General features: G+C 63.3%; 22 protein-coding genes. 17 read left to right on the top strand and 5 right to left on the bottom strand.

The window, feature by feature from the left end:
* Positions 1-268 precede the first annotated feature (268 nt).
* Genes LFT43_RS17455 through LFT43_RS17445 form a run of 3 tightly spaced genes read left to right on the top strand, consistent with a single transcriptional unit; the run spans position 269 to position 5,324 of the window.
* Positions 269-1,492: an XdhC family protein gene (locus LFT43_RS17455; protein ID WP_395798939.1), complete on the top strand. Its 1,224-nt coding sequence runs from the start codon at positions 269-271 to the stop codon at positions 1,490-1,492.
* Positions 1,483-2,442 (top strand): FAD binding domain-containing protein, encoded by a 960-nt coding sequence (locus tag LFT43_RS17450; protein WP_395798937.1) that lies wholly within the window; start codon positions 1,483-1,485, stop codon positions 2,440-2,442. Before LFT43_RS17455 ends, LFT43_RS17450 begins: the two co-directional genes overlap by 10 nt.
* Before the next feature lie 2 nt (positions 2,443-2,444).
* Positions 2,445-5,324, top strand: a complete 2,880-nt coding sequence (locus LFT43_RS17445) for a molybdopterin-dependent oxidoreductase (RefSeq protein ID WP_395798935.1) — start codon at positions 2,445-2,447, stop codon at positions 5,322-5,324.
* Between the two features lie 49 nt (positions 5,325-5,373).
* On the opposite strand, the gene nboR is transcribed toward LFT43_RS17445, so the two are convergent.
* Complete coding sequence (nboR, locus tag LFT43_RS17440) at positions 5,374-6,003, bottom strand: nicotine blue oxidoreductase (RefSeq protein ID WP_395798933.1); 630 nt, start codon at positions 6,001-6,003, stop codon at positions 5,374-5,376.
* A 218-nt stretch (positions 6,004-6,221) separates the two neighbouring features.
* On the opposite strand from nboR, the gene LFT43_RS17435 reads away from it, so the two are divergent.
* Positions 6,222-7,352: a M23 family metallopeptidase gene (locus LFT43_RS17435; protein ID WP_395798931.1), complete on the top strand. Its 1,131-nt coding sequence runs from the start codon at positions 6,222-6,224 to the stop codon at positions 7,350-7,352.
* A gap of 1,292 nt (positions 7,353-8,644) precedes the next feature.
* Positions 8,645-9,331: a hypothetical protein gene (locus LFT43_RS17430; protein ID WP_395798929.1), complete on the top strand. Its 687-nt coding sequence runs from the start codon at positions 8,645-8,647 to the stop codon at positions 9,329-9,331.
* A gap of 66 nt (positions 9,332-9,397) precedes the next feature.
* Here LFT43_RS17430 and LFT43_RS17425 read toward each other — a convergent pair whose 3' ends face one another.
* From LFT43_RS17425 to LFT43_RS17415, 3 genes are all read right to left on the bottom strand, one after another.
* Entirely contained in the window at positions 9,398-9,634 is a 237-nt protein-coding gene (locus tag LFT43_RS17425; RefSeq protein ID WP_395798927.1) for a hypothetical protein, read from the bottom strand.
* Positions 9,635-9,792: 158 nt separating this feature from the next.
* Entirely contained in the window at positions 9,793-10,548 is a 756-nt protein-coding gene (pepE, locus tag LFT43_RS17420) for a dipeptidase PepE (RefSeq protein ID WP_395798925.1), read from the bottom strand.
* A gap of 4 nt (positions 10,549-10,552) precedes the next feature.
* Complete coding sequence (locus LFT43_RS17415; RefSeq protein WP_395798924.1) at positions 10,553-11,419, bottom strand: IclR family transcriptional regulator; 867 nt, start codon at positions 11,417-11,419, stop codon at positions 10,553-10,555.
* Between the two features lie 197 nt (positions 11,420-11,616).
* Here LFT43_RS17415 and LFT43_RS17410 point away from each other — a divergent pair, with 197 nt between their 5' ends.
* The 8 genes from LFT43_RS17410 (at position 11,617) to LFT43_RS17375 (ending at position 21,189) form a co-directional block, all read left to right on the top strand.
* The gene (locus LFT43_RS17410; RefSeq protein ID WP_395798922.1) at positions 11,617-12,333 is read left to right on the top strand and encodes an AroM family protein; all 717 of its coding nucleotides are present in this window, start codon (positions 11,617-11,619) and stop codon (positions 12,331-12,333) included.
* Between the two features lie 83 nt (positions 12,334-12,416).
* A complete protein-coding gene (locus LFT43_RS17405) occupies positions 12,417-13,376 on the top strand; it encodes a DUF1177 domain-containing protein (protein WP_395798920.1) in 960 nt (319 codons plus the stop codon).
* A gap of 50 nt (positions 13,377-13,426) precedes the next feature.
* Entirely contained in the window at positions 13,427-15,187 is a 1,761-nt protein-coding gene (locus LFT43_RS17400) for an ABC transporter substrate-binding protein (protein WP_395798918.1), read from the top strand.
* A 7-nt stretch (positions 15,188-15,194) separates the two neighbouring features.
* On the top strand, positions 15,195-16,208 hold the full coding sequence (locus LFT43_RS17395; protein ID WP_395798916.1) for an ABC transporter permease: 1,014 nt from the start codon (positions 15,195-15,197) through the stop codon (positions 16,206-16,208).
* The gene (locus LFT43_RS17390; RefSeq protein WP_395798914.1) at positions 16,205-17,083 is read left to right on the top strand and encodes an ABC transporter permease; all 879 of its coding nucleotides are present in this window, start codon (positions 16,205-16,207) and stop codon (positions 17,081-17,083) included. The genes LFT43_RS17395 and LFT43_RS17390 overlap by 4 nt, the downstream gene beginning before the upstream one ends.
* Positions 17,080-17,898 (top strand): ATP-binding cassette domain-containing protein, encoded by an 819-nt coding sequence (locus LFT43_RS17385; protein WP_395798912.1) that lies wholly within the window; start codon positions 17,080-17,082, stop codon positions 17,896-17,898. Before LFT43_RS17390 ends, LFT43_RS17385 begins: the two co-directional genes overlap by 4 nt.
* Positions 17,895-18,908, top strand: coding sequence for an ABC transporter ATP-binding protein (locus tag LFT43_RS17380; RefSeq protein WP_395798910.1), 1,014 nt, complete (start codon positions 17,895-17,897; stop codon positions 18,906-18,908). The genes LFT43_RS17385 and LFT43_RS17380 overlap by 4 nt, the downstream gene beginning before the upstream one ends.
* Positions 18,909-19,545: 637 nt before the next feature.
* Entirely contained in the window at positions 19,546-21,189 is a 1,644-nt protein-coding gene (locus LFT43_RS17375) for an OPT/YSL family transporter (protein ID WP_395798908.1), read from the top strand.
* Positions 21,190-21,421: 232 nt separating this feature from the next.
* On the opposite strand, the gene LFT43_RS17370 is transcribed toward LFT43_RS17375, so the two are convergent.
* A complete protein-coding gene (locus tag LFT43_RS17370) occupies positions 21,422-21,826 on the bottom strand; it encodes a hypothetical protein (protein WP_395798906.1) in 405 nt (134 codons plus the stop codon).
* Positions 21,827-22,262: 436 nt separating this feature from the next.
* Here LFT43_RS17370 and LFT43_RS17365 point away from each other — a divergent pair, with 436 nt between their 5' ends.
* The 4 genes from LFT43_RS17365 to LFT43_RS17350 all read left to right on the top strand — a co-directional run bounded on the left by LFT43_RS17365 (position 22,263) and on the right by LFT43_RS17350 (position 25,572).
* Complete coding sequence (locus LFT43_RS17365) at positions 22,263-22,466, top strand: lipopolysaccharide assembly protein LapA domain-containing protein (protein ID WP_268020405.1); 204 nt, start codon at positions 22,263-22,265, stop codon at positions 22,464-22,466.
* A gap of 318 nt (positions 22,467-22,784) precedes the next feature.
* Positions 22,785-23,567 (top strand): VOC family protein, encoded by a 783-nt coding sequence (locus LFT43_RS17360; protein ID WP_395798904.1) that lies wholly within the window; start codon positions 22,785-22,787, stop codon positions 23,565-23,567.
* Between the two features lie 220 nt (positions 23,568-23,787).
* Positions 23,788-24,267: a hypothetical protein gene (locus LFT43_RS17355; RefSeq protein WP_395798902.1), complete on the top strand. Its 480-nt coding sequence runs from the start codon at positions 23,788-23,790 to the stop codon at positions 24,265-24,267.
* An 825-nt stretch (positions 24,268-25,092) separates the two neighbouring features.
* Positions 25,093-25,572 carry a hypothetical protein gene (locus LFT43_RS17350; RefSeq protein ID WP_395798900.1) on the top strand — a complete coding sequence of 160 codons (480 nt, stop codon included), beginning with the start codon at positions 25,093-25,095 and terminating at the stop codon, positions 25,570-25,572.
* Positions 25,573-25,585: the final 13 nt, after the last annotated feature.

Raw genomic sequence — 25,585 nt, 5'->3', positions numbered from 1 at the left:
CCGCAAGTCACCGCAAATGAATAGGCGTCCGCCGCTCGTCCTCCAACCGCATAGCGCGGACGACGACGGCGGGCGGCGGTCAGGTGCGGTCGCTCCGCCAAGGACCGGGGTGGGAAATGAGAGGCCCACCCCGGTCCTCTTTACGAAAAGGGTGATTACGAACACCCAAGCTTCCCCGCACGCACGCAAGGAATGAGAATATGAGGCAAGATCGCACACTGCCCCGGGAGGGTCTCCGGTCCGGGACCTCGGTAAAGGAAGTGTTGCCATGCTGGAATTGATGCCTTCGCTGGGCAGCTGGCGGCCCGCGGTCTCTGGCGAGCAATGCGCAGTCGCCACCATCGTGGCCGCTGGAGGCTCCGTGCCCCGGCCCCTGGGCACGTCCATGCTGGTCTCCGAACACGGCGACGTCCTCGGCAGCCTCTCCGGAGGGTGCGTGGAAGGCGCCGTGGTGGAGGCCGCGCTTGAGGCAATGCGCGACGGCGGCAGTCGCCTCGAGTCGTTCGGCTACAGCGCCGAGGACGCGTTCGCCGTCGGGCTCACCTGTGGTGGCGAGCTGGAAGTCCACATTCAGCCGACCGGGGCCGCAGGGTTGGACTTGGCCGTCTTGAACGCCGCTGGCGGAGGGTTGAACACCGCGAGCGGCTGGCCGTCCTCCATGGCACTCATCCGGCGGCTCGATGCTGCGGGAGGCGCGGTCGTCGTTCCCGATCCGGCGGTTTTTTCCGCCGCAGGCTCGCGGGAACTCTCAGCCCTGCTCGGCGGGGATGACGCCGTGATCCGCGCGGCCGCAGCCCAGCTCGAGCCCCTCTTGCATTGTGGCCGCGCAGGGCTGGTCCGGCTGGCACCGGCCGAAGGCTGCGGGGCCATGCCGGAACCCGAACCCATTACCCTCTTCGTGGAAAGCCGCTTGCCCGCGGCCCGCATGCTGATCTTTGGCGCCAACGACTTCGGCGCCGCATTGCTCCCTGCCGGGAAACTCCTGGGCTACGAGGTCACTTTGTGCGATGCGCGGCCTGCGTTTTCAAGCCAGGCACGTTTCCTCGCTGCAGACCACCTCGTCACGGACTGGCCGCATCGCTACCTTGCCGCAGAAGCAGCCGCAGGCCGGACCGATTCCCGCAGCGTGGTGTGCGTGCTGACCCACGATCCCAAGTTCGATATTCCCCTACTGGAGACCGCCCTTTCTTTGGATCTTGCCTACGTGGGCGCCATGGGTTCGAGGCGCAGCCACCGGCAGCGGATCGACGGGCTGTTGGCCAAAGGCACCCCGGCCGGGGCGCTCGAACGGCTTCATTCCCCCATTGGGCTGGACCTGGGCGCGGTCACCCCGGCTGAAGTTGCGGTGTCCATTACGGCCGAGATCCTCGCGTCCCGCGCGCCCCAAACGGCGTCCGGCTGGGGTTCGCTCAAGGACGGCGCAGGACCGATCCATCACACCACCCCCGATCACAGCACTCGAGAACAAAGCAAGGTGACCCCATGGACATGAACACCATCGAGTCCGTGGTTGCAACCACGGATCCAGGCCAGTGGCGCGACGGCGACGCCTGGCTTGCCGGCGGCACGGTCCTGTTCTCCTACGGCAGTCCGGTCGGCAGCGAAGAACCGCTCAAGCGCTTGCTCGACCTGGGCCAAGCAGGCTGGCCGTCCGTGACCGTGGGTGACGCCGGCATAGAGCTTGCCGCCACCTGCACTGTCGCCGAGCTCTACGCGCTCCCGGTATCGGACGCCGTGGCCGGCCGGAACTGGCCTGGCTTGGACCTGTTCCGGCCGTGCTGCGACTCTTTCGTGGCTTCCTTCAAGGTGTGGAACATGTCCACCGTGGGCGGCAATGTGTGCACTTCACTCCCTGCCGGGCCCATGATTTCGCTGTGCGCCGGACTCGACGCCACGGCCACCATCCTTGGCCGGCACGGCAGCAGCCGCACCGTTCCAGTCGCCGAGTTCGTCACCGGGGACGGGAAGAACTGCCTGGCGCCCGGAGAGCTTCTCCGCAGCATCCAACTGCCGGCGTCGGCCCTTTCCGCACGGGTGGCCTTCCGCCGGCTCTCACTCAGCAACCTCGGGCGATCGGGGGTACTGCTGATCGGAAGGCTCGACGCCGATGGCCGTCTGGTCTTGACTGTCACCGCCGCCACCAAGCGGCCTGTGCAGTTGCGGTTCGCGGCCGTGGAGGTGCCCGACGCCGAGCGACTGGCCTCCGCCGTCGAGCGCTCAATCCCTCCGGAGCTGTACCACGACGATATCCACGGGCTCCCGGAATGGCGTCGGGACATGACGTTTCGGCTTGCCGAGGAGATCCGCGCGGAACTGCTCGACCCGGCTGGACCTGGAGGGCCGTTCTCGGTGTCGGGCGATTTCTGGCCCCCGAATGCCGCCTCACAACAACCGTCCACCCAGCCCGCGTTTATGGACACAGCACAGCAGAAGGAGGCCTGAGCATGGCAATCGAGATCAACGGAACCGCCGCCGAGGCCGCACCCCGCCCAGGCCAGTGCCTGCGGACATTCCTGCGCGAACAAGGCAACTTCGGCGTCAAGAAGGGATGCGACGGCGGCGACTGCGGCGCCTGCACCGTCCACGTGGACGGCAGACCCGTGCACAGTTGCATCTACCCGGCCGTGCGCGCCGAGGGGCATTCGGTCACCACCATCGAGGGGCTGTCGAGCGGGGGAGAGCTGCATCCTGTGCAGCAGCGGTTCCTTGAATACCAGGGCTTCCAATGCGGGTTCTGCACGGCCGGCATGATGATGACCGCCGCTACCTTCGACGACGAACAGAAAGCCAACCTCCCGCGCAACCTCAAGGGAAATCTGTGCCGCTGCACTGGTTACCGCTCTATCGCGGACGCTGTGTGCGGCAGTCACACCCACGCGCCCGACGGCGGTGCGCCAGCTACTGCGGGCACAGCAGTTAAGTCCAACTCGGGCCAGCTCGGCGACGACGTTCCCGCCCCCGCGGGACGCGCGGTCGTCACGGGCACTGCCCGCTACACGCTTGACGTCCCCGCGGAACAACTCCCCGGACTGCTGCACCTCAAACTGCTGCGCTCGCCGCACGCGCACGCCCGGATTGTTTCCATCGATACGACGGCAGCACTCCGGGTACCCGGGGTCGTCGCGGTTTTCACGCACGAGGATGCGCCGGCCCGGTTGTTCTCAACGGCCCAGCACGAGCTCTACACCGACGATCCCGACGACACCCGGGTCCTCGACAAAGTGGTGCGATTCATCGGCCAGCGGGTTGCCGCCGTCGTCGCCGAATCGGTGGGCGCCGCGGAAGCCGGGGCGCGGGCCATCAAGGTGGAGTACGAACTCCTGGACGCTGTCTTCTCGCCGCAGGACGCGCTGCTTCCCGGTGCGCCCGCGATCCACGGGGAGAAGGACGGGGAAACGGCCCGGATTTCCCGTCCGCAGAACAACGTCGTGGCGGAGGTCCATTCCGAGCTGGGGAACGTGGAGGCCGGATTCGCAGCGGCCGATTTCATTCACGAGAACACGTACCGAACCCAGCGCGTTCAGCACGTCGCCATGGAAACGCACTCCTCCATCGCGTGGCTGGAACCCTCGGAGAAACCGGGGGAGGACCGGCTCATGGTGCGTTCCTCCAGCCAGGTCCCGTTCTTGGTCCGGCGCACCCTTGCCCGCGTGTTCGATCTCGCGGAAGACCGCATCCGCGTGGTGGCCGGCCGCGTGGGCGGAGGGTTCGGCGGCAAGCAGGAAGTGCTCACCGAGGACCTCGTGGCCATGGCGGCCCTCAAGCTGCGCCGTCCCGTGCAGGTGGAGTTCACCCGCACCGAGCAATTCACCGCCACCACCACACGCCACCCCTTCACCATCAAGGTCAAGGCCGGAGCCAGCCGTGACGGCCACTTGACGGCGATGCAGCTGGACGTGGTCACCAACACGGGCGCCTATGGAAACCACGCACCCGGAGTGATGTTCCACGGTTGCGGCGAATCCCTGGCCGTCTACAAATGCGCCAACAAGAAGGTGGATGCCCAGGCTGTTTACACCAACACCGTCCCGGCCGGTGCCTTCCGTGGCTACGGGCTGAGCCAGATGATCTTCGCGATCGAATCCGCCGTGGACGAGCTCGCTGTCGGAATCGGCATGGATCCTCTGGAATTCCGGCTCAAGAACATGGTCCGGCCGGGTGATGACATGCTTTCGACGAATCCTGAACCCGAAGAGGACGTCTTCTACGGCAGCTACGGCCTTGACCAGTGCGTGGCTTTGGTCCGGGACGCCCTCGAGCGCGGCGCACAACGCTACCGGGACGCGGGCCTGGACGACCTTGGCCCGGAGTGGGCCACCGGCGTCGGTTCCGCGCTGTCCATGATCGACACCGTTCCGCCTCGCGGCCACTTCGCCCACACGCGCCTTAGGCTCCTGCCGGACGGTACGTTCGACGCCGCCGTCGGGACCGCCGAATTTGGCAACGGCACCACCACGGTCCACGCCCAACTGGCCGCGACCGCCCTGTCCACCACGGCGTCAAAGGTGGCCGTCCGTCAGTCCGACACGGACCTCGTGGAGCACGATACCGGCGCGTTCGGCTCCGCCGGCACTGTTGTGGCCGGGCAGGCCACCTTGCTCGCGGCGCAGGAGCTGGCGGTCCGGATCCGGTCTGTGGCGGCCGCGTTCGCCGTTGTTCCGGAGACGGATTGCGTGCTCGAGGACGGTGTGGTGCGCTGCGGTGAGCGGGTGATTCCGTTCACGGTGGTGCACGACGCCGCTCAGCAGCAGGGCGTGGAACTCGCCACAGAGGGCCGTTGGGGTGGAACACCGCGTTCGGTCGCCTTCAACGTCCACGGGTTCCGGGTGGCAGTGAACGCCAGCACGGGAGAGCTACGGATCCTGCAGAGCGTACAGGCAGCCGATGCCGGCGTCGTGGTCAATCCTCGGCAGTGCCGCGGCCAGGTGGAAGGCGGAATCGCGCAGGCGCTCGGCGTTGCGCTGTATGAGGAAGTCCGCGTGAACGACGCCGGACGGGTCACGACGGACATCCTGCGGCAGTACCACATACCGTCTTTCGCGGACGTGCCGCGCAGCGAGGTCTACTTCGCGAAAACCAACGATCAGATGGGGCCGCTCGGTGCGAAGTCCATGAGCGAGAGCCCGTTCAACCCTGTGGCGCCGGCATTGGCCAACGCCATCCGGAACGCTACGGGAGTGAGGTTCGCGGAGCTCCCCATGGCTAGGGACAAGATCTACCTGGCGCTCAAGGACGCCGCCGCCCCCACCCAACTGGTCCCCACCGCCACCCTCGCCTCGCAAGCGAGGCCAGGGAACCCTGGCGGCGTGGGCCCACGCAATTAATGCCGTTTGAGCCTTCATTACGGCATCTACTGCTAGTCGGTTGGGCTGGCTAGTCGGTCAGAAGGTGGAGCTGTGCCTTGGTATCCACGTCTGTTCCATCGGCGAGGTCGCTGCAGTCCACAACGTCCACCAGTCCCGGGTGGGATTGGAGGAAACGGCGAGCTCCGGCGTCGCCCACGGCGGACTCGGCCGCCTCTGCGCTGAGTGCAGCGTCGATGATTAAGGGATGGCCGCGCCGGAGCTTTGCCGGTGCGCTGCCGCTGAGGGCGTCCTCCGCGTACCCCGCGGCCGTCACGCGGCCGGGTCGGTGCGCGGCCAGCAGCCGGGCGACGACGCCGGAAGTCAGGCTGGGCTGGTCTACCAAAGCCACGAGGACGTTGTGGCCTCGGGCGACCGCGGCGATACCTGTCCGAAATGAGCTGGCCATACCGGACGCCCACTCGGGGTTGTCCACCACGAGGTATCCATCCAGGTCTGTGGTGCGGCGGACTTCCTCTGCTTCGGCACCGAGCACCACCACTACGTCGTGGCATCCGCCGTCGAGCAACGCCTTGGCGAGTAGCTCCACCAAGGTGCGGCCGCGGAAGGGCAGCAGTGCCTTGGGCCCGAGGCCCAGGCGCGTCCCTGCGCCGCCGGCCAACAGTACGCCGGTGGTGGGCGTAAGGCTGGTGTCGTTCATGGGTTCACCATATACATGGTGCTCCTCGTGGTCTTGACACGGGCCGGGCAGGCCCGTGGATGCTTGGGCACTGTTCCTTCCGTGGCTCGTGGGCAATTCGTCCGAAATCCCTGTCATGATCTGATGTCGGGGTGCTCTTAACCTTTGAAGCCCTTCTATCGAGGGGACGAAGTGAACGCGCCCGTACTTGGGGATGAGCGCCCGTCTCAGGAGCCGCTGTGGGAAAGCATCATGAGTCTGGCCAGGTCGTGGATCTGGTGCTCTCTGGAAGATTTGGCCGGGTCCTTTCGGCTTGTTTCCTCGCTGTCTTGGTGGCGTTTGCTTTCGGCTTCCAGGGCCCGCGCCTGGGCGGACCATCGGCGGGGGGATCGTTGGCTGCCGGCCAAGTGGAACCCGGCATGCTTCCGGCCGATGGCGGCAGTTCCGGAGTGCCGGGGGCTGTGGTGCAAAGCCGGTCCTGGGCTCCTGTTCCTGCGGGTGACAAAGCCACGGTGTCTTTTGAGCGTTCCCCGGTCCAGGCCCTGGACAGGAACGGGGTCGGCAATCTCAATGTGGCGTCGAGTTCCCTTGACCGGCCCGCCGCGGGGAAACTCTATGCTCCCCTTGAGGTGCTGGTTCCGAGCTCTCCCTTCGGGTTGAGGATCGACCCGTTCACGGGCCTGCCGGGGGAGTTTCATTGGGGCCAGGACTTCGCCGCGGCCTGCGGCGCTCTTGTTTATGCGGCCGATTCCGGCGTGGTCCGCGCTGTGGGCTGGCATCCGTGGGGCGGCGGCAACCGGGTGGAGATCGACCATGGGAACGGCCTGGTCACCACGTATAACCATCTGCAGGGGATCGCGGTGGCCAGGGGGCAGTCGGTGCGGGTGGGCGAGGTGATTGCCAGGGTGGGAACCACGGGGTCCTCGACAGGTTGCCATCTGCACTTCGAGACGATTCTCAACGGCGTCTATGCCAACCCGATGAACTGGACGTTCCTGGCGACCAGGCAGGTTGATCCTCTCGGGGACCTTGCCATGGTCAGCTACCAGCCGGGTTCCGCCTCGGCGGTCTCGGCGGGGTCTGTGTGGTCCGTCCCGGGCAGGCCCCCCGAACAGGCGGTGACCGGCGGGGTGCAGGAGGCGAAGGTCGTGCCGCCGGGCCCGTCTGCTACGGCCACCGCGACCCCGACGCCCACCTCTACCGGGACGCCGACCGCGACGCCGACCGGGTCACCCACCGCGACGCCGACGCCGACTGGCATACCCGGCACCTCGGGGACAGGTGCCCTCACGAGCCGGTCGGGCGTTGCGCCGGGCTGGCCGAGTTCGCCGGTGCCAGTGACACAGTCGCCGTCGCCGAAAGTCCAGTAGCCCAACCACACGATCGGTGATGGGCAATCGACATCGATTACCCAATTTGCCGTGTGATTTCCGGAAGGATGCGTGTGTTCGATTTTTAGTGAGACTGCAGGGCCGTCTTCAGGTTGATGATCGTGTTCTCGGCGTGAGCCACGGGGGACCTTTCGTCTATCGGGCCAAGTCTCTCTGGAAAAGAGCGGATCGCGCCCTGGAGCAGGTGTTGAACATGATGTTGTAAAGAGGCGTGCGGCCGGGGTCTCAGATCCGGCCGCACGCCTTGCGGGGATCCGTGGATCCCTGCGCGTGCCCCGTGTGGTCGGGTAAGCATGGGGTCCCCCACCGCCGTGGCACGGCCTGACACACGCTCCACGGAGGACGGCTCCGTGGCGGAGCCCTAACAGGCCAGAGGCGAGTTTCACACTCCTCTCGCATGCCAGGCACTATGTATGTGTCCTGAGTGCCTGAAACATGTCGCCAACCTGGCAAGGCAATTTCCGGAAGCCCGAAGGAGCTGGCCCGAGCGAAGACGTAGAAGTCTGTGGGAATTAAACCGCCGATATGACGGCACGATCTTCGCCCCCGGGACACTTAAGGGGTGCTTGGCGCGTGAGAGACGGACTTCTCGACGGATTTGTGGGGACGACGCGAGAGGTCACTCCGGAATGCGAGCCAGGCCGTGTCCCAGGCAGTTGACGGTTATCCAGACGGCCGAACTGCCTGGGACACACTTTGAGTCGGGTCACGCACCGGTGTGAGCATCCGACGGAGACTGAGCAACCACGTCCTCTGTGCGCGAGAGCCCATGCTGCAAGGCAATGCCAGCCGAAGACGGGGCCGGATGTTGCCGCAAGGACAGCCGGGGATCCGATGAAATGCCAAAGCCCTCGTCCGTGAGGCCCTCGTTCAACCATTCAGTCCTCCGTTCTCATGTCCCCGGCGCGTCCCGGCCGGCGGGGGAGTCACAGCAGAGCGCGGTTGGAAAGATTCTTTGCGAACCGGGGGCGAGAATCCGCCAGTGATTCCTCTTTAACAGTGAAGGCTCGCACACGAAGAGCACGGTCGTCGGCACTCTTACCGGAGTAGCGCGCTCCTCGCTCTTCGTGCCTCCTGGACCCTGGGAGGAGCCTTCACCACTCCGGGCTCCCCGTCTCGCGTTCATTGGGGGAGCTTTGACTTCGTTTTTTAAACATCGAATCGATGAATTAAAAAGCCGCCCGAAATAGGCGACTGGCTGGCGTGAAACGTACACGCATCTTGGAGGAGACAGTCATGATCAAACTTTCCAAACCGGCAACAAGGCAGCGGTGTTCACCGGCATCCCGTTGCTGTTGTTGAGCGTTGCAGGGGCAGCGTTGGCCGATGGTACGGCCAAGCTCCCCACGGCTACCGGGACGCAGAACAGCGTCAGTGCTGCCAAAGCACCGCTCGCTCCCGTGATTTCCGGGTCTCCGGCAGCTTCGGAGACCGCTGGAAAGCCAGCGGTTCCGGCTCCGGCGACCCCCGCGACGGCGGCTCAACCCACCACGGCCCCGCCAGGAGCCGCAGTTCCGGGGTCACCGGCAGCTGGCGAGACTGCCGGAAAATCAGCCGTTCCGGTTCCTGGGGTCCCCGCAACCGCGGCACAGCGAAGCTCAGCTTTGTCCAGCTCCGTTTCACCGTCCACTGCACCGACGGATCCCACCACTCCGGGTTTTTCAACGTGTGATCCCGCGAAGCCCAACACCATGCCCAACTGTGCCCTGCTCACGGTCAACAAAGTGTGGGTAGTCAATGGCCAGACCATCAAAAATGGTGACGTCCTCGACGGTGTCACCTTCAATGCAGCCCTCAAACTGACGTTCAGCCACGACAACGGCCCTAACTCGGTGCCCCAGGTATCCGATCCTGCTGCGTGGGGGGAGGTCTACTACGTCCACCACGGCAGGCCCGTGAGCATCGAAGAGCAGATCAATCTACCCCAACTGCACGGTGAACAGTTCCTTCACGGATGAGACCCGCACCCTTGACAACGGACGTCTCCATGATCTGCAGTGGTTCGGCCCGTCCGAGCTTCACATTCAAGGCCCCTTGCAGTACACCGTCACGGTGACGAACACGGCCGATTGCACATTCCCGACGCAGACACCGACACCCACGAAGACTGTCACGCCGACACCGACACCGACACCCACGAAGACTGCCACTTCCACACCCACCGTGGTTCCGACCCCGAGCAATTCGACGCCGGAAGGCTTGCCGACCGAGACCCGAACAGCCGTGGTCGTGGTCGCTTCCGCAACCTCGGTATCCGGCACAACTGAGAACCGGCTGGCCTATACCGGGTCCGGCGGGATCGGTTGGATTGCCGGCGCAGCCGCGCTGCTCGCGGGAGCCGGGGGTGCGCTGCTCATTTCCTGGCGCCGTAGGGCCCACTAACGGCGCAACGCACTCCGGAGTAGTGATGTCCGGAGGGTTAGGGCGTGTCGAATTGCGCAAGGGCTCCGAAGAGCGCGCTCACATTGCCGGTTGTTTCCCGGGGCAGCCTGCCTTTGAGGAAGGTGATGGCCGGGCCGAGGCCCGGGGTGACGGCAGTGCCGCCCACCACGGCCGTGAAATTGGGTTCTCCTGCCGTGCCAGTGACTCGAAGGTGCGCGCCCTCTCTGAGGCCCAGGACCGGGACATCGTTTTCTTCGAGGAACTCGCTCAGCCTGGTTTCGCGTGTTTCCCCGGCGTGGGTGCTGCCGGGGTCCGTGTCCAGATAGTGCGGGTTGATCTGGAACGGTACCAGGCCCAGGGTCGAGAAGCTTGGGGGTTCGACGATGGGCATGTCGTTGGTGGTGCGCAGAGTCGGGGAAGCGATGTTCGTTCCGGCGCTTGCTCCCATGTATCTGGTTCCGGACTGAGCCGCGTCTCGCAGGGGATCCATGAGTCCCTGCCGGTGCAGCTGTGAGACGAGGCGGAAGGTGTTTCCGCCTCCCACAAAGACAGCTCGGGCCTTGGCCAACGCGTCCTGGGGCGAGTCAAAGGTGTGCAGCCCGCGGGTCCGCATGCCGTGGGCAGCCAGCGCTTCAGCTACTTTCGCGGTGTAGGCGTCGTAGTCCTGCAGGGCGTACGGCACGAAGATGACTTCGTTGACCCCGTCCAGGAATTGTGAGACCTCGTCGCGGGCGTGGTCGAGGTAGCCGCTGTTGGCGTTGGTCGAGTTGGAAAACAGCAGAAGATCGAGCATGTGTTCAGGCTTTCGTTCGTGGCCGGGTTTGGTTGGACAGGCTCTTGCCGTGGCGCCAGTTTCGTTGGGGTGCGGTTGTCTTGTTGGACAACAAATCGGAGAGTTCATGGGCTGCTGCCAGAAGTTGGGTCAGGAAGTCCATCAGGTCTGTGCCGTCCTGTTGGACCTTGCTCTCGGAGATGGACAAGGAACCCACCGGGCGATGCCCCAGAAGCACCGGAACGGCTAGTGCCCTGGTGGAGGGGTCATATTCCCCTTCGGAGAAGGCGTAGCCGTCGGTGACTGTTTGATCAAACAACGCCTCGAGGCGCTGCTCATCGACTTCGGTGTGTTCGGAGAATCTCGGGTGCGGCCTGCCGTGGAGCAGGTTCCGGCGCTCGGCGGGACTGAGGAATGCGAAATAGGACCTCGAGGTAGCCCCGGCATGGGCCGGGTACAGATCTCCGATCAGGGGATGGGCCCGGAGGGGTCCGTGGAGGCCGTCGATGGCCGCGATGCACCGGACGTAGGCCCCGTCGGGGATAGCGAACAACGTGGTCTTGGTGGTTTCCTGCGAAAGCCTGGTGAGGACCGTGTCGGCGAGCCTTGCCAGGCCCCCCGTGCGTTCCCACAGGGAAGCCATCCTCCACATGGCAGGTCCCAGGCTGTAACGGCGGGTCCACGGGTCGGCGCGGAGAAACCCTTGGGCGGCGAGGGAGGCCAGGAGTCGCTGGGCGGAGGACTTGGTCAGTCCGAAGGTCTCGGCCAGTTCAAGAACTCCCCAGTCCGTGCGGAACTCGTTGAAGGACAGGAGGATCCCCAGGGCGCGGTCAACAGTCTGAAGCGGGGACTGCGCATCGGCGCCTGGAAGGGGCTGCGGGGACAACGTCATGGGAAAAGAATAGGGGCCACCGGCGACGGAAACAGCAAATTCCCGAATTTATGTCCCAAAAATAGATTCCACCTCCCAAATAGTGGGAATTGATTGTTTGTGGGGAGCTTCCCGTGGGCTAATTGAGGCACTCCAAAATGTCGGGCAGATCACATCCGGCAGCAGGCTACACGGCGGGACGCCGGGAAAGGATACAGATGAACGGCATGCCGCCACTTGCGGCCCCGGCCCGCACCGCACGGACCCTGGGCGTCATCACCATCGGGCAGACGCCGCGGACGGACCTCACCCCGGAACTCGCGGACCTTCTTCCTGGTGTGTGCATTGCCGAACGAGGCGCCTTGGACGGGCTCTCGACGTCGGAAATCGCCGAACTTGCTCCGGTACCCGGAGACCATGTCATGACGACGCGCCTGCGGGACGGGACGGCCGCGGTCATCGGCCAGGAGGCTCTGATGAGACGGGTCCAGTCGGCAATTCTGGACCTGGAGGGCGAAGCCGATGTGCTCCTGCTGGCCTGCACGGGGACATTCCCGGAGTTCGTCCACGACAAACCACTGATTGAACCGGACCACGTCCTGGCCCATGTGCTGGCCGCCGTCGCCTCCCGGAGCCGCCGTGTCGGCATCATCTGTCCCCTGGCCGAACAGGAGGAGGACGCGAAGGCCAAATACCGGGCCCTGCTGCCGGAGACGGTGGCCCTCTCGACGGCTGCAGCCACCCCTTATTCCACGGACGTGGCCCCCCTAAGCGTAGCCGCGGAACAACTCAGAGCCGACGGCGCGGAGATCATCGTTCTGGACTGCATCGGCTACACAGCACGGATGCGTTCCGAGGTCATCAAAGCCAGCGGCCTGCAGGTCCTGCTGGCACGATCCGTCGCCGCACGCGTCGCCGCGGAGCTGCTCGGCTAATCCAACCCAAAGAACAAAAAACGGCGCCGGGGACCCCGGCGCCGCAATGAACCCTGCATTGACCCATAAAAGGAGCAAAAATAATGTCCTGGAAGCACGTTCTGGAATCCTTTGACCTGCTGGATAGCCCGGTAGCCAACGGCGAGGCGGTCAAGAATCTATGGCAGAACCACGGAGCCGATGATGTCTTCGTGGAAACCGTCGCCGGCCACGCCGGAGCCACGGACTTCGTCCGCGTTCTCATCCCGGGAACCAGAGGCAGGAGCGCCGGCGGCACGGCCCCGACCCTCGGAATCATCGGCCGGCTCGGGGGACTGGGAGCCAGGCCGGAAAAGATCGGTTTCGTCTCCGACGGCGACGGCGCCCTGACAGTCGTGGCCGCCGCGGCCAAACTCCTGGAAATGGCCTCCCGCGGAGACCAGCTTGAGGGCGACGTCATCGTCAGCACTCACATCGACCCCGACGCCCCGACGCAACCCCACGACCCCGTCCCGTTCATGGGTTCCTCGATCGACATGTCAATCAACAACAAGTACGAAGTCACCCCGGACATGGACGCCATCATCTCCGTAGACACCACGAAGGGCAACCGCATCTGCAACCACCGCGGATTCGCCATCACCCCCACCATCAAAGAAGGGTGGATACTGCGCGTGGCCGAGCCGCTGCTCGACATCGCCGAACAAACCTCCGGGATGGCGCCGGTGGTCCTTCCGATCACGATGCAGGACATCACCCCTTACGGCAACGACGTCTATCACATGAACTCCATCGTTCAGCCTTGCACCGCGACCACCGCGCCCGTCGTCGGGCTGGCCATCACCACCGTCTCGGCCGTTCCCGGATCAGCCACCGGAGCTACCGACCTGGGCAGCGTCGAATCAGCCGTCAGGTTCGTCATCGAAACGGCCAAAGACTTCGGACGCGACAAGCTGGCGTTCTTCGACGACGAAGACTACGCACAGCTGACCACCCGCTACGGGTCCATGTCCAGGCTCCAGCACCTCGATCAAACACTCGCCGCAGCCACCACCCCGGCCTGAGCGGGAACCACCCCACCCCCAACGATCCCTCCCACAGAAATCAGTCCCACATGGCACAGCCTCTCAATGTCAAAGACGACACCACAGCACGCCACCCCAGAGCCTTCGAGCCCGTGACCCGGGTGGTCACCGCTGTCCTGAGCACCCTGGGCAAGAGACCAGTGAAACACCCGGGCACAGACCGGCTTCCAACCCGAAGGGCAACTGCCGGACCTGGCAAAGCTGCCCCCCTGCTGGCACTCACGATCGTCTCTGCCGTGGCGCTGTCCGCGTGCGCGGGCGGTCAGGTCCGCACGCCCGCGTCCAACTCAGCGGCGGGAAACAGCACCTTCGTCTATGCAACCAACAACAACGTGGTCACCGACTGGGACCCCGGGACCTCATACTCCAACGAGATCATCGCCATGGAGAACATCTATGAGTCTCTGACCTTCTACGATCCGGCGACGAAGAAAGTATCGCCTCGGCTTGCCACGGCATGGACGAGCAGCGCAGACGGCAAGACCTGGACCTTCACACTGCCCGGCAACGCGAAGTTCCACAGCGGGCGCGCACTGGATGCGACGGCGGCCAAGGAATCCATTGAGCGCACGATCAAGTTGGATGGAGGCCCGGCTTACATCTGGGCGTCCGTCAGCACCATCACTGCCGCAAGCCCGACCTCGCTGGTTTTCAACCTGAAGTATCCGGCGCCGCTGGATCTGATCGCGTCATCGGACTACGGCGCGTACATCTACGACGTCAATGCTGCAGGTACGACGGACCTGAAGAGCTGGCTCGGAAAGGGCCATGATGCGGGCAGCGGCCCCTATACGGTGGATGCGTGGCAGCAGGGCCAGGCGACGGAACTGCGCCTCAAAGCGGTTCCGGACTACTGGGCCAGTTGGAAGGGCCAGCACTACCAGAACATCGAATTCCGTGTCTCGCCTCAAGTGACCACATCCTGGCAGCTCCTTCAGCGAGGTGAGGTTAGCTTCCTCAATAAGGTCAACCCCCAGATTTTCGAGCAAGCCCAAACGACCAGTGGCGTGCATGCCTCCTCCACGTCCTCCTTCCAGAACGATCTGGCAATGTTCAACACCGCCAGCGGGCCAATGGCGGACATCCGTGTCCGCAAAGCGGTCCAGGCAGCCATCGACACGGATGGGTTGCTGGCGGCCCTCAAGGGCGACGGCGTCGCAGCCAGCCAGCTGATCCCGGCTGGATTGCTTGGCTACACCCCGGACTTGCAGTTGCGGCAAAACCTGGAAACGGCAAAGTCGTTGCTGAGTGAAGCGGGTTACGGGCCGGGCGGAAAGCAGCTGACCTTGAACCTCACTTACGCCCAGGGTGACAGCGATCAGCAACTCTTCGTGACGTTGCTCACGTCGGCGTTGAACCAGTTGGGGGTGAAGCTGAATGCGCAGCCCATGCAATGGAATGCACAGTCGGCCCAGGCACGGTCTACGAACCTGGACTCACGGCAGGATATCTTGGTGTTTCGCTGGTACCCCGATTACGCGGATCCGTACACCTGGTTCCTGAATCTCTTCCACAGCTCACAGCAGCCCCACTTCAATGTGACTTACCTCGATGACAAGTCGGTAGATGCGACCATCGATTCGATACCGCAGCTCACCGCAACCTCCCGGGATCAGGCGCAAAGTGCCTATGCCACCCTGCAGGCAACTCTCGTGCAAGACAAGGCAGTCGTCGCGCCACTCTGGGTAACGAAGTACGAACGCGTCTATGCATCTTCGGTGGGCGGTTACGTCGACAACCCTGCCTACCCCGACGTCGTCTTCGTTCACGATCTGACGCCCGGGAGCTGAGAACACGATGAGATATTTACTGCGCCGGCTCGGCCAAGCGGTGCTTGTCGTGGCCGGCGTCGTGATCCTGACCTTCGCCATTCAACGGGTGGTCCCCGGCGACCCCGCCGTGGCTGTTGTCGGCTCCCATGCGAGCCAGCAACAGTTGGAACAGGCACGGCAGCAACTAGGTCTCAACGAACCGCTGCCGGTTCAGCTGGGGCACTACTTGACGGATCTGCTGCGCGGGGACCTCGGAGCGAGCCTACACACCCATCAGACGGTTCTCCATGACCTGGGCCAGGCATTGCCTGCATCATTGGAACTGGTGGTTACGGGGCTTGTGCTTGCGGTCCTCATCGGGCTCCCGCTCGGGCTGCTCGCCGCCCGCTACCGGCGCCGCCCCGTTGACGCTGCGGTTCGGGTACAGTCCATGCTCGCCGTGTCGCTTCCCGTCTTCTGGCTCGCGCTTGTCTGTCAGGAGATCTTCGCGACAAAGCTCCAGTGGTTTCCGATCGCGGGCGAATACACCAGCGCCCTGGACCAGACAAGCCCGCTTCAGCTCTATACCAACGTGACCCTGATCGACAGCCTGTTAACAGGAAACTGGTCAATCTTCGGCAGCGTCGTTGCACATCTCATCCTTCCCGCCCTCGTCGTTGCCGCCTATCCGGCCGGTGTCATCGCACAACTGACCCGGGCGGCGGTCATTGAGGAGATCACCCAAGCCCACGTCCAGATGGAACGGGCCCTCGGGTTTTCCGAACGTGCCGTGGTGTTGCGGTTCGTGCTGCGGCCTGCACTCAATCCAATCCTGTCGGTGATTGCACTGATCTTCGCCTACTCCATCGTCAACACTTTCCTCGTGGAATCCGTCTTCAACTGGCCTGGTCTGGGCAGCTACGCTGTCGACTCAATCCGTTCTTCGGACACACCCGCAATCGCCGGGATTACGCTCCTTGTCGCCGGTGTCTACGTACTGGTAAACCTCATCGTCGACCTCGCCCAATCAGGAGTCGACCCGAGAGTAAGACTGACATGACCTCTTCAACCATCGCCCTTCGCCCCAACCGGTTTAGCCAATGGGCCGGACTGGTACGAGCCGATATGCTCACCGGGATCGGTGGGGTAGTGCTGCTACTGATCGTTCTTTGCGCCATACTCGCCCCATGGATCGCCCCGTTCCCGGCAGATGGCACAACCGCCACCGACGCCACCCAGGCGCTGCGCCCGCCCAACGGGACCCACATCATGGGCACTGATGCGGTCGGCAGGGACATACTGTCCCGGCTCCTGTTCGGCGCCCGAACCTCGCTATTCATTGCCGTCGCCGTGCTTTCCACAGCGGCTGTGATCGGTGTCCTGCTCGGAGTGGTTGCCGGCTACGCCGGCGGTCTCACCCGGGACATCATCATGCGCGTCACGGATATCTTCCTCGCCTTCCCCGCACTGCTTCTCTCATTGGCGCTGGCCGTCGTACTGCAGCCCAGTGTCCCTACGGCGATTATCGCCATCGCCGTCACCTGGTGGCCTTGGTATACACGGCTGACCGCCTCGCTTGCAGCCTCAATCCGCACGCGCAGCTATGTCGATGCCGCCCGCTGCCTCGGCGTCTCATCGGCACGGACAATCCTTCAACACGTCCTGCCCAACTCGCTGACTCCAGTGTTGGTCCAGTTGTCCCTGGATGCAGGCGGCGTCATCCTTACCGCCGCGTCGCTGTCATATCTGGGCCTTGGCGCACAGGAACCAACCAGCGAATGGGGACTCATGGTCAATGAAGGCCAAACATTGTTCACCACCGACTGGTGGGTAGTGACCTTTCCGGGCCTGGCCATCCTTATAACGGCATTCGCATTCAACGTCCTCGGAGAAGGCCTTCGTGCATCCCTTGATCCTCGAGGAGGCCTCCGATGATCCCGGTCAGGAACACCCAAAACGATGGGCAACGCGGCGCTGCGGCACTCGTCGAGGTCCGCGACCTCAAAGTCACGATCTCCGGCCGCCAGGTTGCCTCGCTTCCCGATCTGAACTTGGGCCCGGGTGAATGTGTGGCACTCGTGGGGGAGAGCGGATCGGGCAAGACCACTTCACTGCTAGCACTGCTTGGACTGCTCAGGGCTTCGGATTGCGCCGTCAGCGGATCCGTGCGGGTGTGCGATGTCGACGTTCTTGCGGCAAGCCCGAACCAGCTGCGCAGCCTTCGCGGCGCGCGCATCGCTCTTGTGATGCAAAGCCCACAAGGCTCGCTCAACCCCACCATGCGATTGGGGGTACTCCTCAGACACGCACTAACCCTGCACGGGATCAAAGGCCGGCCGGCCCTGTCACGGATCAAGCTGGCACTTGACAGCGTCCGCTTGCAGGAATCAATTCTGCGCCGTTACCCGCACGAGATTTCCGGTGGTCAGGCGCAACGGTTCGGAATCGCCCTCGCTCTCGCCCTCGGAGCCGATATCATCGCAGCCGACGAACCCACCAGCGCGCTCGACGTTACCGTCCAGGCTGAGATCATGGCCCTTCTCCAACAGCTTCGCCAACAACAGGGAATGGCGCTGCTCCTCGTATCCCATGACCTTGCGCTCGTCTCTACCGTTGCCGACCGAGTGATCGTCATGCGCGACGGGCAAGTAGTCGAATCGGGACCAGCACAGCAAGTGCTCCAAAACCCGGCCGAGCCATATACCCGAGAGCTATTGGCAGCGGTCCCGACCTTGGAAGGTGCAAAGTGATCAACGAGAACGAAATACCCCTCGCCCCACCACTGCTGTCTGCCGAACGGATCACGGTCAGCTACGGAAAATTTCAGGCCGTCTCCGACGTCAGCATCACCATTGCCGCCGGACGCGGCGGCGTGGGCCTCATCGGAGAAAGCGGCTCCGGGAAAACCACTGTCGCACGTGCCCTCCTCGGACTGATCCACCCCCATGCCGGGACCATCCGCTATCGCGGCCAAGACATCACAAGCCTGAACCGGGTGGACCGCTCCTCTTTCCGAGCCGAAGTCCAACCCGTCTTCCAAGACGGCAACGAGGCGCTCGACCCGCGAATGCGGGTCCAGCAATCGGTGATGGAAGGCGTCAAATCACGGCCCAGCCGGGAAACAAGGGCCTCCCGAGTAGCACAATTGCTCGCCGACGTAGGCCTCGACGGGAAACTGGCCACGCGGCTGCCACATGAACTCTCCGGAGGTCAGCGGCAACGAGTCATCATCGCCAGGGCGCTGGCGCTCAGCCCAAAACTACTGATCCTCGACGAACCCACGAGCGCCCTTGACGTCACCGTCCAGGCCCGCATCACCGCACTGCTTGAAAGTCTCGGAGCCGAACATGACCTAAGCATGTTGCTGATCACGCACAACCTAGCCATTGTCCAACAGCTTTGCGCCACCTCGCACGTCATGTTCGCCGGACGAATCGTTGAGTCCGGCCCCACGACTACACTCATGACATCCCCGGCACACCCCTACACACGTGCACTGCGGGATGCCGTGCCACAGCTTGGAGGCCTGCCCCCGGCCGCCAGCAGCCAGATGTGGCAGCCGCCTGCTGACAGCGGCTGCGCGTTCCGGGCCCGCTGCCCGCTCGCGACCGAGATCTGTTCGGCACAAAGACCCGAGCTTCGCGCCGTGGACAAGCAAATGGTCGCCTGCCACCACGCAGAGAAAGCCAGATCAACACCCGCATCGGCAACAACCCCAAACCCCGTCACAGCATTGACACTGATATCAGGTGACAGCTAGAGCCGCCCCGCGCCTAAAGACGGTGCTGTGCTGCTGGCGTGCTTCATTTCCGAGTGGGGCCAAGACATCCATATGTATTGTCAAGCATTCGGAGGTTTCATCCAAGGTGCCGCTATCAGCCTCAACGCGAAACGTGAAGCGATGGCAACGGTTCAACCACCAACTGGATTTCGATGGGCATCGCGCCGCCGGCGAGATTGGCAGCGACACGAAAACCTAACCAGCGAAAAGGAAGGCCCTGATGTTCACCCCCACTGAACGCATGGAAATCTGGGCGACAAGCCGACGCAACCTCGACGATCGACTCGAGACCGCCGTGCGAGAACTTCGCGAAACCGCCATCCATGAAAGGACCCGCGGGATTCTTATCATCCGCCGCCAGCCCGGGCACTACACGGCCGAACTTTCCGACAAGGTTCCCTTCGGATTGACGATGAACTCGTTCGCTGACACGTGCAAACCCCGACCGCACAACGGAGAGAAAGAAAGGACCACACTGGAAGGACGGAAGAAAGTCCCCTCCTCGAGGCTACGAACGACTGGAAGCTCTTGGCAGGACGCCTCGGACGGACCCGATACCCGATAAGAACCACAACCACCCGACCTCAACGATCCCACTCACAGAAATAGTCTCCACATGGCACAGCCTCTCAATGTCAAAGACGACACCACAGCACGCCACCCCAGAGCCTTCGAGCCCGTGACCCTGGTGGTCACCGTTCTCCTGAGCATCCTGGGCGCCGTCATCGGCCTGCACATGATCACCACCATCGGCATCTCCGCCAACACCTCCGTCATCGGCGCGCTCATCGCCATGATCATCGGCCGGATCTCCTTCTTCGGACTGGCCAAGATGCGCGACATCAACCGGCAAAACCTCGCCCAAAGTGCCATTTCCGGTGCCACCTTCGCCGCGGCAAATTCACTTCTCACACCCATCGCGGTCCCCTTCGCGTTCGGCCGGACCGACCTGGTCGGTCCCATGCTCGTCGGCGCGTCAATGGGCCTGCTGATTGACGCCTGGATCCTGTACAAGAGCTTCGGGTCCAAATTCCTCCCCGCCGACGCAGCCTGGCCTCCGGGAGTGGCCGCCGCCGAAACCATCCTCGCCGGCGACAAAGGAGGCAAACGGGCGCTCCTCATGGCCGCCGGAGGCGCCATCGGCGTCGGAGCATCCTTCTTCGGACTGCCCATGTCCGCGGCCGGAGTCGCGCTGATCGGCAACGTCTGGGCCTTGGGAATGTTCGCCGCCGGTCTCCTGGTGAGCCAATACGCTCCCGCGATCCTGCACTCCACCCTCTCCTCCATGTATGTCCCGCACGGGGTCATGATCGGCGCAGGTATCGTCGCCCTGGTCCAGGCGGTCCGCATCCTCCTGGACAAAAAATCCGCCAAAGACCGGCAGAAGGACCAGATCCTGGCCCAGGCCCGCGCCGCAGCATCGGAAGACCCATCCCTCGTCACTACCGTCAGCGCCGGCAAGCTGCGCCGCACCTTCACCTCCGGCTACGTCCTCTACGTCGCCGGCGCCCTGATCCTTGCCACCCTCGGCGGCATCTGGACCCATATGTCCGTCCCCGCAGTCATCGCCTGGATCCTCTTCGCCGCCGTCGCCGCGATCGTCCACGAACTGATCGTCGGCCTCGCAGCCATGCACGCCGGCTGGTTCCCCGCCTTCGCCGTGACACTGATCTTCCTCGTCGCCGGCCTGCTGCTCCAGATCCCCGCCGTGCCCCTGGCACTCCTGGTCGGATACTGCGCCGCCACGGGCCCGGCGTTCGCCGACATGGGCTACGACCTCAAAGCAGGCTGGATCCTCCGCCGAGAAAACCGGCCGTATACGGCCTTCGAAATCGAGGGCCGCCGGCAGCAACTGCTCTCCGCCATGATCGGCTTCACCGTCGCCATCGGTCTCGTCGCCCTCCTCTGGAACACCTACTTCACCGCCGGACACCTCCCTCCCGCCGCCATGGTCTACGCGGACACCATCAAGGCCGGCCTGACAAACCCTGACGTCGTCCGCAACCTCATCCTCTGGGCCATCCCCGGAGCCATCATCCAGATCATCGGCGGCGCCAAACGCCAAATGGGCGTCTTGCTCGCAACAGGACTGCTCATCGGAACCCCCAACGCCGGCTGGCTCGTCCTCGCAGCCCTGCTTTTCCGTTTCTTCTGGACCAGATACCGGCCGCAAAACGGAGAAACCGAAGTCTCCCTCATCGGAGCAGGCCTGATCGCCGGCGACTCCGTCTATTCCGTGGGCCAGATCTTCAAAGGCTAACCAGCCCCCGATCTGTACCTTGCAGTCACTGCCGAGTCACTGACTGCAAGGTCAACGAAGGCGGCTGCGAACAATGTTCGCAGCCGCCTTCGCCGTCCCCGGTCCTTTGATCTCATTGTGGGAGCCGTCAGGGCCTGGCCGCGGCCGCAACGGTGGTCTGCCAACGCTTTCAGAGCACACCACCGTCTCCGTGCCCGCGCCCGCCACGATCGGAATGGCGCTTCAGTGGAGATCAAGCTGCCTGCAGTTTGTTCAAACACCGAACGTAGCCGTTCATTACCGATTCGAAGTCAAGCAACTGCGGTTGCATTGGAGTTGCCGAGAGCCCGTCGCCGGAATCTTCCTTGCACAGTAGAGGTTCACAACAGTTCCCGGATGCAGAGAACGTTGCGATGCCCCATGGATGGGTTGCGGATGTCACAGCAATGCCGGCAGCGTCGAATGTATCGGCCAGGACTTTGGTTGCAACGATTTGCCAGGAGTGCAGGAGCGCGGCCTGCATGCGCTCCACGAGATCCGTGTCTTTGCTCTTGCGGGCGAGCGTCAGCGCTGCCGAAAGATCGTCCCACTCCTGCGCCGGGCGAACAAGAAGGTGTCCACTCCGGATCCGGGCATTCATCTCATTCAACGACAACACTGGAATTCCTCCCCGGAATTGGTGCGGCCTCCGCCGCCGGGCGTTCACATCGGGGAACACCGCCACGGACCTTGTGTCCACAACCATGGGAACATGACGTCATTGTCCCGAAGTTCGACTCTTCCACCTGGTCAGCCAACCTGCTTTCCGGCCTTCGTCGGCGGCGCCAGCTCCGGTGGGGGTTCCGAGGGCCTCGACGCTGATCAGCAGTGTCCGCACTGCTCCGCCGCCAATCGTTGGACATGGGAAGCCTCAGACGAGGGAGAATAGCATCATGACTTAAGAAAAGCCCGCGGACCCCGGACATGCCTCTCCTCGGCCAGAATCACCGTCTGGGGGCCAAATCCCCGAACCCATCACCAATGGTGCGGATCGAAACAGGCAGGTCACCAGGACAGCGGTCATTTGGGCGGCCGTAGCGTTCGGTCTTGCGGTGATGGTGCTGTTGATAATCTTCTTCATCCAAAACCAAGACATGATCGCGGTCAAATTCCTTGGCTGGGAAGGCCGCCTAGCCCAGGGAATCGCTTTCTTCATGGCCGCCGTCGGAGGTGGAATACTCGTGGCAATCGCAGGCGGGGCAAGAATCCTGCAGCTTCGCCGCAACGAACGGCGACGCCGCAAGACCACGGGCCTGTAGAGCAATGGGCGGGTTCTGCCGTTCCTGCGAGGTCGGTCCCTTTGGTTGCGCCGCCTCCAGAATTCAATAGCAGCATGACTGGAAGCGAGGCGACAGGACCCCGATCTCTGCTTGGTTCGCAGGGGACGGTCTGCGTGCAGCTTGGAGAATTCTTGAAAATCGGCATTGGAGTTGCGGCACGAAATCTGCTTTAAGGCCACTGTAAGGATGTCCGTAGTTTGAACGGATTCCTTGTGTCCCCCGAGGCTGATTTCCCGGTTCCGGGGAATTCGCACAGTGGGTGTGCCACGGGATGTGGCGCGAGTCGAAGGAGTGAAGATGCCTGTTCGTACTGAAAAATGGCCTGAGGGGACGCCCACATGGGCTGATCTTGGAGTCACTGATCTGGATGCCGCGAAGGCGTTCTACTCCGAGTTGTTCGGCTGGGAGTACTCCTCCAATGGTGGGGATTCCGAAGGGTATTTGCTCGCTCATCTTGGCGGTAAGTCGGTAGCAGGTTTAGGGCCGAAACAGAATGCCGAGATGCCCACGGTCTGGACCACCTATCTTGGGTCCGACGACGTGGATGCGACTTCGGTGAAGTTGGCAGCAGCGGGCGGGAGTCTCATCGCTCCGCCGCTTGATGTCATGGACTCCGGCCGGATGTCGATCGCTGCCGACAACGTTGGCGCGGTATTTGGCATTTGGCAGGCAGGGACTCACATCGGCGCAGAACGAGTCAACGAGCACGGGGCATTGTGTTGGAATGAGTTGCACACACGAGACTACGATCCAGCCCGCGAGTTTTACGCAAAGGTTTTCGGGTTCAGTTATAAAGACATCGACGGTGACGGCTTTGTCTACTCAACGTTTAAGAGGTTCTCGGACGGTGAAGAAGTCGGTGGCATCCACCATGACACGCAGCTTCCCGATGGTGCACCCAACTACTGGCTGGCGTGGTTTGCCAGCGATGACGTCGACGCCACTGCAGCGAAAGCCCGCGAATTGGGCGGGACCCTCGTCATACCCGTCATGGACAGTCCGTTCGGGCGGATGACGATCCTGGAAGGACCCCAGGGGGAAACTTTTGGAGTCATTCACCTGCCCGACACGCAGGGATAATTTCGTCGGCGAGGAATCAATCCGGCGTTGAACCCTCGCCGACTGGCCCGGTGGAGACGGCGCGCAGCCTTCATCGATCCTGTATCTGGCGTGGGGATCCATGTTGGCGGCACGTTTCGGACCGAGGTTCCACTGCTTAGATGAGCCTCGGTCCTGCAAGTCGGGGCGTGGCCGATATCGAAAACCGAGAAATAGGAAACGAATCAACCGATGGATCCTTATGGCCGGCGCGGCAAATCTTCAATGTAACGACAAGGATCACACGAAAGTGACCCATGCCGACGGGCTGCGGGCCTGGGCCAAAGGCTCCTTCCCTTGCGAGGCGGCCACCGAACTGCTGCTCCGCGGGTTTGGAGGCCGGTTCGCCGCGCCCGGCAATCCCTGGATCGGCACGGACGAATTCAGCGGCGCATCGTGGATTGATTTCGCCTCGATCCCCGAATATGCCGGCCGTGTCTCCAACGGCGAATGGGGGTTCCTGATGTTCGCCGCTTCCATGGCCGAGGGCGTTCCCGTGAATTTGGCAGAAATCGTGACCGTAGTAAACAGAGAGAGCGTCGCGCTCTTGCTGGCCTCGATCGCCCACGCTTCCGGTAGCCATGAACACTCCTGGGAGAAGGCGGACCGGGTTGAGTTGGCGGGCTTTAACCGTCTGCCTGGGCTGTATTCATGGCCGGGCAAGCACGCCGAAGGCCGCTAGGACAGAACTTTCGGACATATCCCGGACGCCCAGCACGGTGAACGGACGTCCGAGCTGGTTCCCGGGAGTCCGGGGGCATGGATTATCGCATTGTGGTTCGCGACACGATCCTGATCCTTTCCATACTTAATAGGTGGCAGGCATGTGAGTGGTGAAATCCGACAGACTTCATCGATGTGGTGTCCGGGCGGACAGCCGTCACTTCACATGACCGGCCCTGTCACGGAGTGCGCGCCCGATCCTGTTGGTGCCGCGTCTGCCTGGACATACGAGCCGATGACTGTGATCACGGTAGAGCGTGCGGCCGGGCCTGGACCTGGCCGCACGCTTTTCCAGGATTCAATACGGCCTTTGGTCCCGCGGCAGTGCCTCATGCCACCAAGGATCTGCGGACTTATCTGACCGCGGGTCTCTCCTGATGAGTGGGTGTGCCCGGGTTAAGGGAGAAGTACGGCGTATAACGGGCTCTGTCCCCGGGTGGAATGTCCGAGCGGACAGTCCCCACTGATTCCAGCTTGAGAAGATGTCCGGCAGTTCGGGGAACGGAAGCCACGGAACGAGTCCTTGCCGGAGAATAGGGTAGCCCGGGATCAGTTGCCAAGCCAGTTCTGGTCGAAGGCAGACGGCCGAGGTTATTGGCAAACGGAGCGGATCGTTTCCGCCGAGCCCCAAGCGCGCCGCCCAGCGCAGGATTGCCGGGCCGAGTCCGATCCGGCGGATCTCGCGAGCGACCCGCGCCGCCGCCTTGCCCCAGTGTCTGGTCTGTCAGACCACGTTTTGTCTGAGACCCGGACACAGGGGATGTTGTCTTGGTTCACTCGTTTGATGAAGGAATCGAAGGCCGTTATCTGGTTGACGGTTGCTGCGACGGTGGCAATCGCGGCACTGGACGGGCTGCGCAAGGGTTTGTCGATCGAGGATGCGTCGTACGGGACTTTGACCCGGAGAGTGATTGACACCACCCCTCAAACCTCATTTGCCTACATGACCTTGATCGGTGCTTTGCTCTCCGGGGTGTTCCTTGTTGTTCAAACGCTTTCCTTGATCGATGTAGCTGCCGGCGATGGAACGATGCTCGTGCTGGCAGCCGTGGCAGCAGCGGCCGGCCAAATAGTTCGTCCCTCTCTTAGCAGCGTCTCAGCGGCCCCTGTGCAGCCTCCCTCCGAGTCCTTGCCGGCGCATATCGATGAGGGCTCCTCAATCCAATGGGCAACGGGGCATGACCTCAATTTGCGGGGAAGTTCCCGGTTAGGCGTCATTTATGGCATCCGTAGGCCACACAACACATATGGCCAAGAATTCTGAAGCTCTAGGGGAA

Source organism: Arthrobacter sp. FW306-04-A (assembly GCF_044358315.1).
Lineage (GTDB): Bacteria > Actinomycetota > Actinomycetes > Actinomycetales > Micrococcaceae > Arthrobacter.
This window is presented reverse-complemented; position numbering and strand designations above follow the sequence as displayed.

Bases quoted from the DNA above. Each gene is read 5' to 3' on its own strand.
- LFT43_RS17455 (WP_395798939.1), top strand. From the start codon at position 269: ATGCTGGAATTGATGCCTTCGCTGGGCAGCTGGCGGCCCGCGGTCTCT.
- LFT43_RS17450 (WP_395798937.1), top strand. From the start codon at position 1,483: ATGGACATGAACACCATCGAGTCCGTGGTTGCAACCACGGATCCAGGC.
- LFT43_RS17445 (WP_395798935.1), top strand. From the start codon at position 2,445: ATGGCAATCGAGATCAACGGAACCGCCGCCGAGGCCGCACCCCGCCCA.
- nboR (WP_395798933.1), bottom strand. From the start codon at position 6,003: ATGAACGACACCAGCCTTACGCCCACCACCGGCGTACTGTTGGCCGGC.
- pepE (WP_395798925.1), bottom strand. From the start codon at position 10,548: ATGCTCGATCTTCTGCTGTTTTCCAACTCGACCAACGCCAACAGCGGC.
- LFT43_RS17415 (WP_395798924.1), bottom strand. From the start codon at position 11,419: ATGACGTTGTCCCCGCAGCCCCTTCCAGGCGCCGATGCGCAGTCCCCG.
- LFT43_RS17410 (WP_395798922.1), top strand. From the start codon at position 11,617: ATGAACGGCATGCCGCCACTTGCGGCCCCGGCCCGCACCGCACGGACC.
- LFT43_RS17405 (WP_395798920.1), top strand. From the start codon at position 12,417: ATGTCCTGGAAGCACGTTCTGGAATCCTTTGACCTGCTGGATAGCCCG.
- LFT43_RS17400 (WP_395798918.1), top strand. From the start codon at position 13,427: ATGGCACAGCCTCTCAATGTCAAAGACGACACCACAGCACGCCACCCC.
- LFT43_RS17395 (WP_395798916.1), top strand. From the start codon at position 15,195: ATGAGATATTTACTGCGCCGGCTCGGCCAAGCGGTGCTTGTCGTGGCC.
- LFT43_RS17390 (WP_395798914.1), top strand. From the start codon at position 16,205: ATGACCTCTTCAACCATCGCCCTTCGCCCCAACCGGTTTAGCCAATGG.
- LFT43_RS17385 (WP_395798912.1), top strand. From the start codon at position 17,080: ATGATCCCGGTCAGGAACACCCAAAACGATGGGCAACGCGGCGCTGCG.
- LFT43_RS17375 (WP_395798908.1), top strand. From the start codon at position 19,546: ATGGCACAGCCTCTCAATGTCAAAGACGACACCACAGCACGCCACCCC.
- LFT43_RS17365 (WP_268020405.1), top strand. From the start codon at position 22,263: ATGGTGCTGTTGATAATCTTCTTCATCCAAAACCAAGACATGATCGCG.
- LFT43_RS17360 (WP_395798904.1), top strand. From the start codon at position 22,785: ATGCCTGTTCGTACTGAAAAATGGCCTGAGGGGACGCCCACATGGGCT.
- LFT43_RS17355 (WP_395798902.1), top strand. From the start codon at position 23,788: ATGGCCGGCGCGGCAAATCTTCAATGTAACGACAAGGATCACACGAAA.
- LFT43_RS17350 (WP_395798900.1), top strand. From the start codon at position 25,093: ATGAAGGAATCGAAGGCCGTTATCTGGTTGACGGTTGCTGCGACGGTG.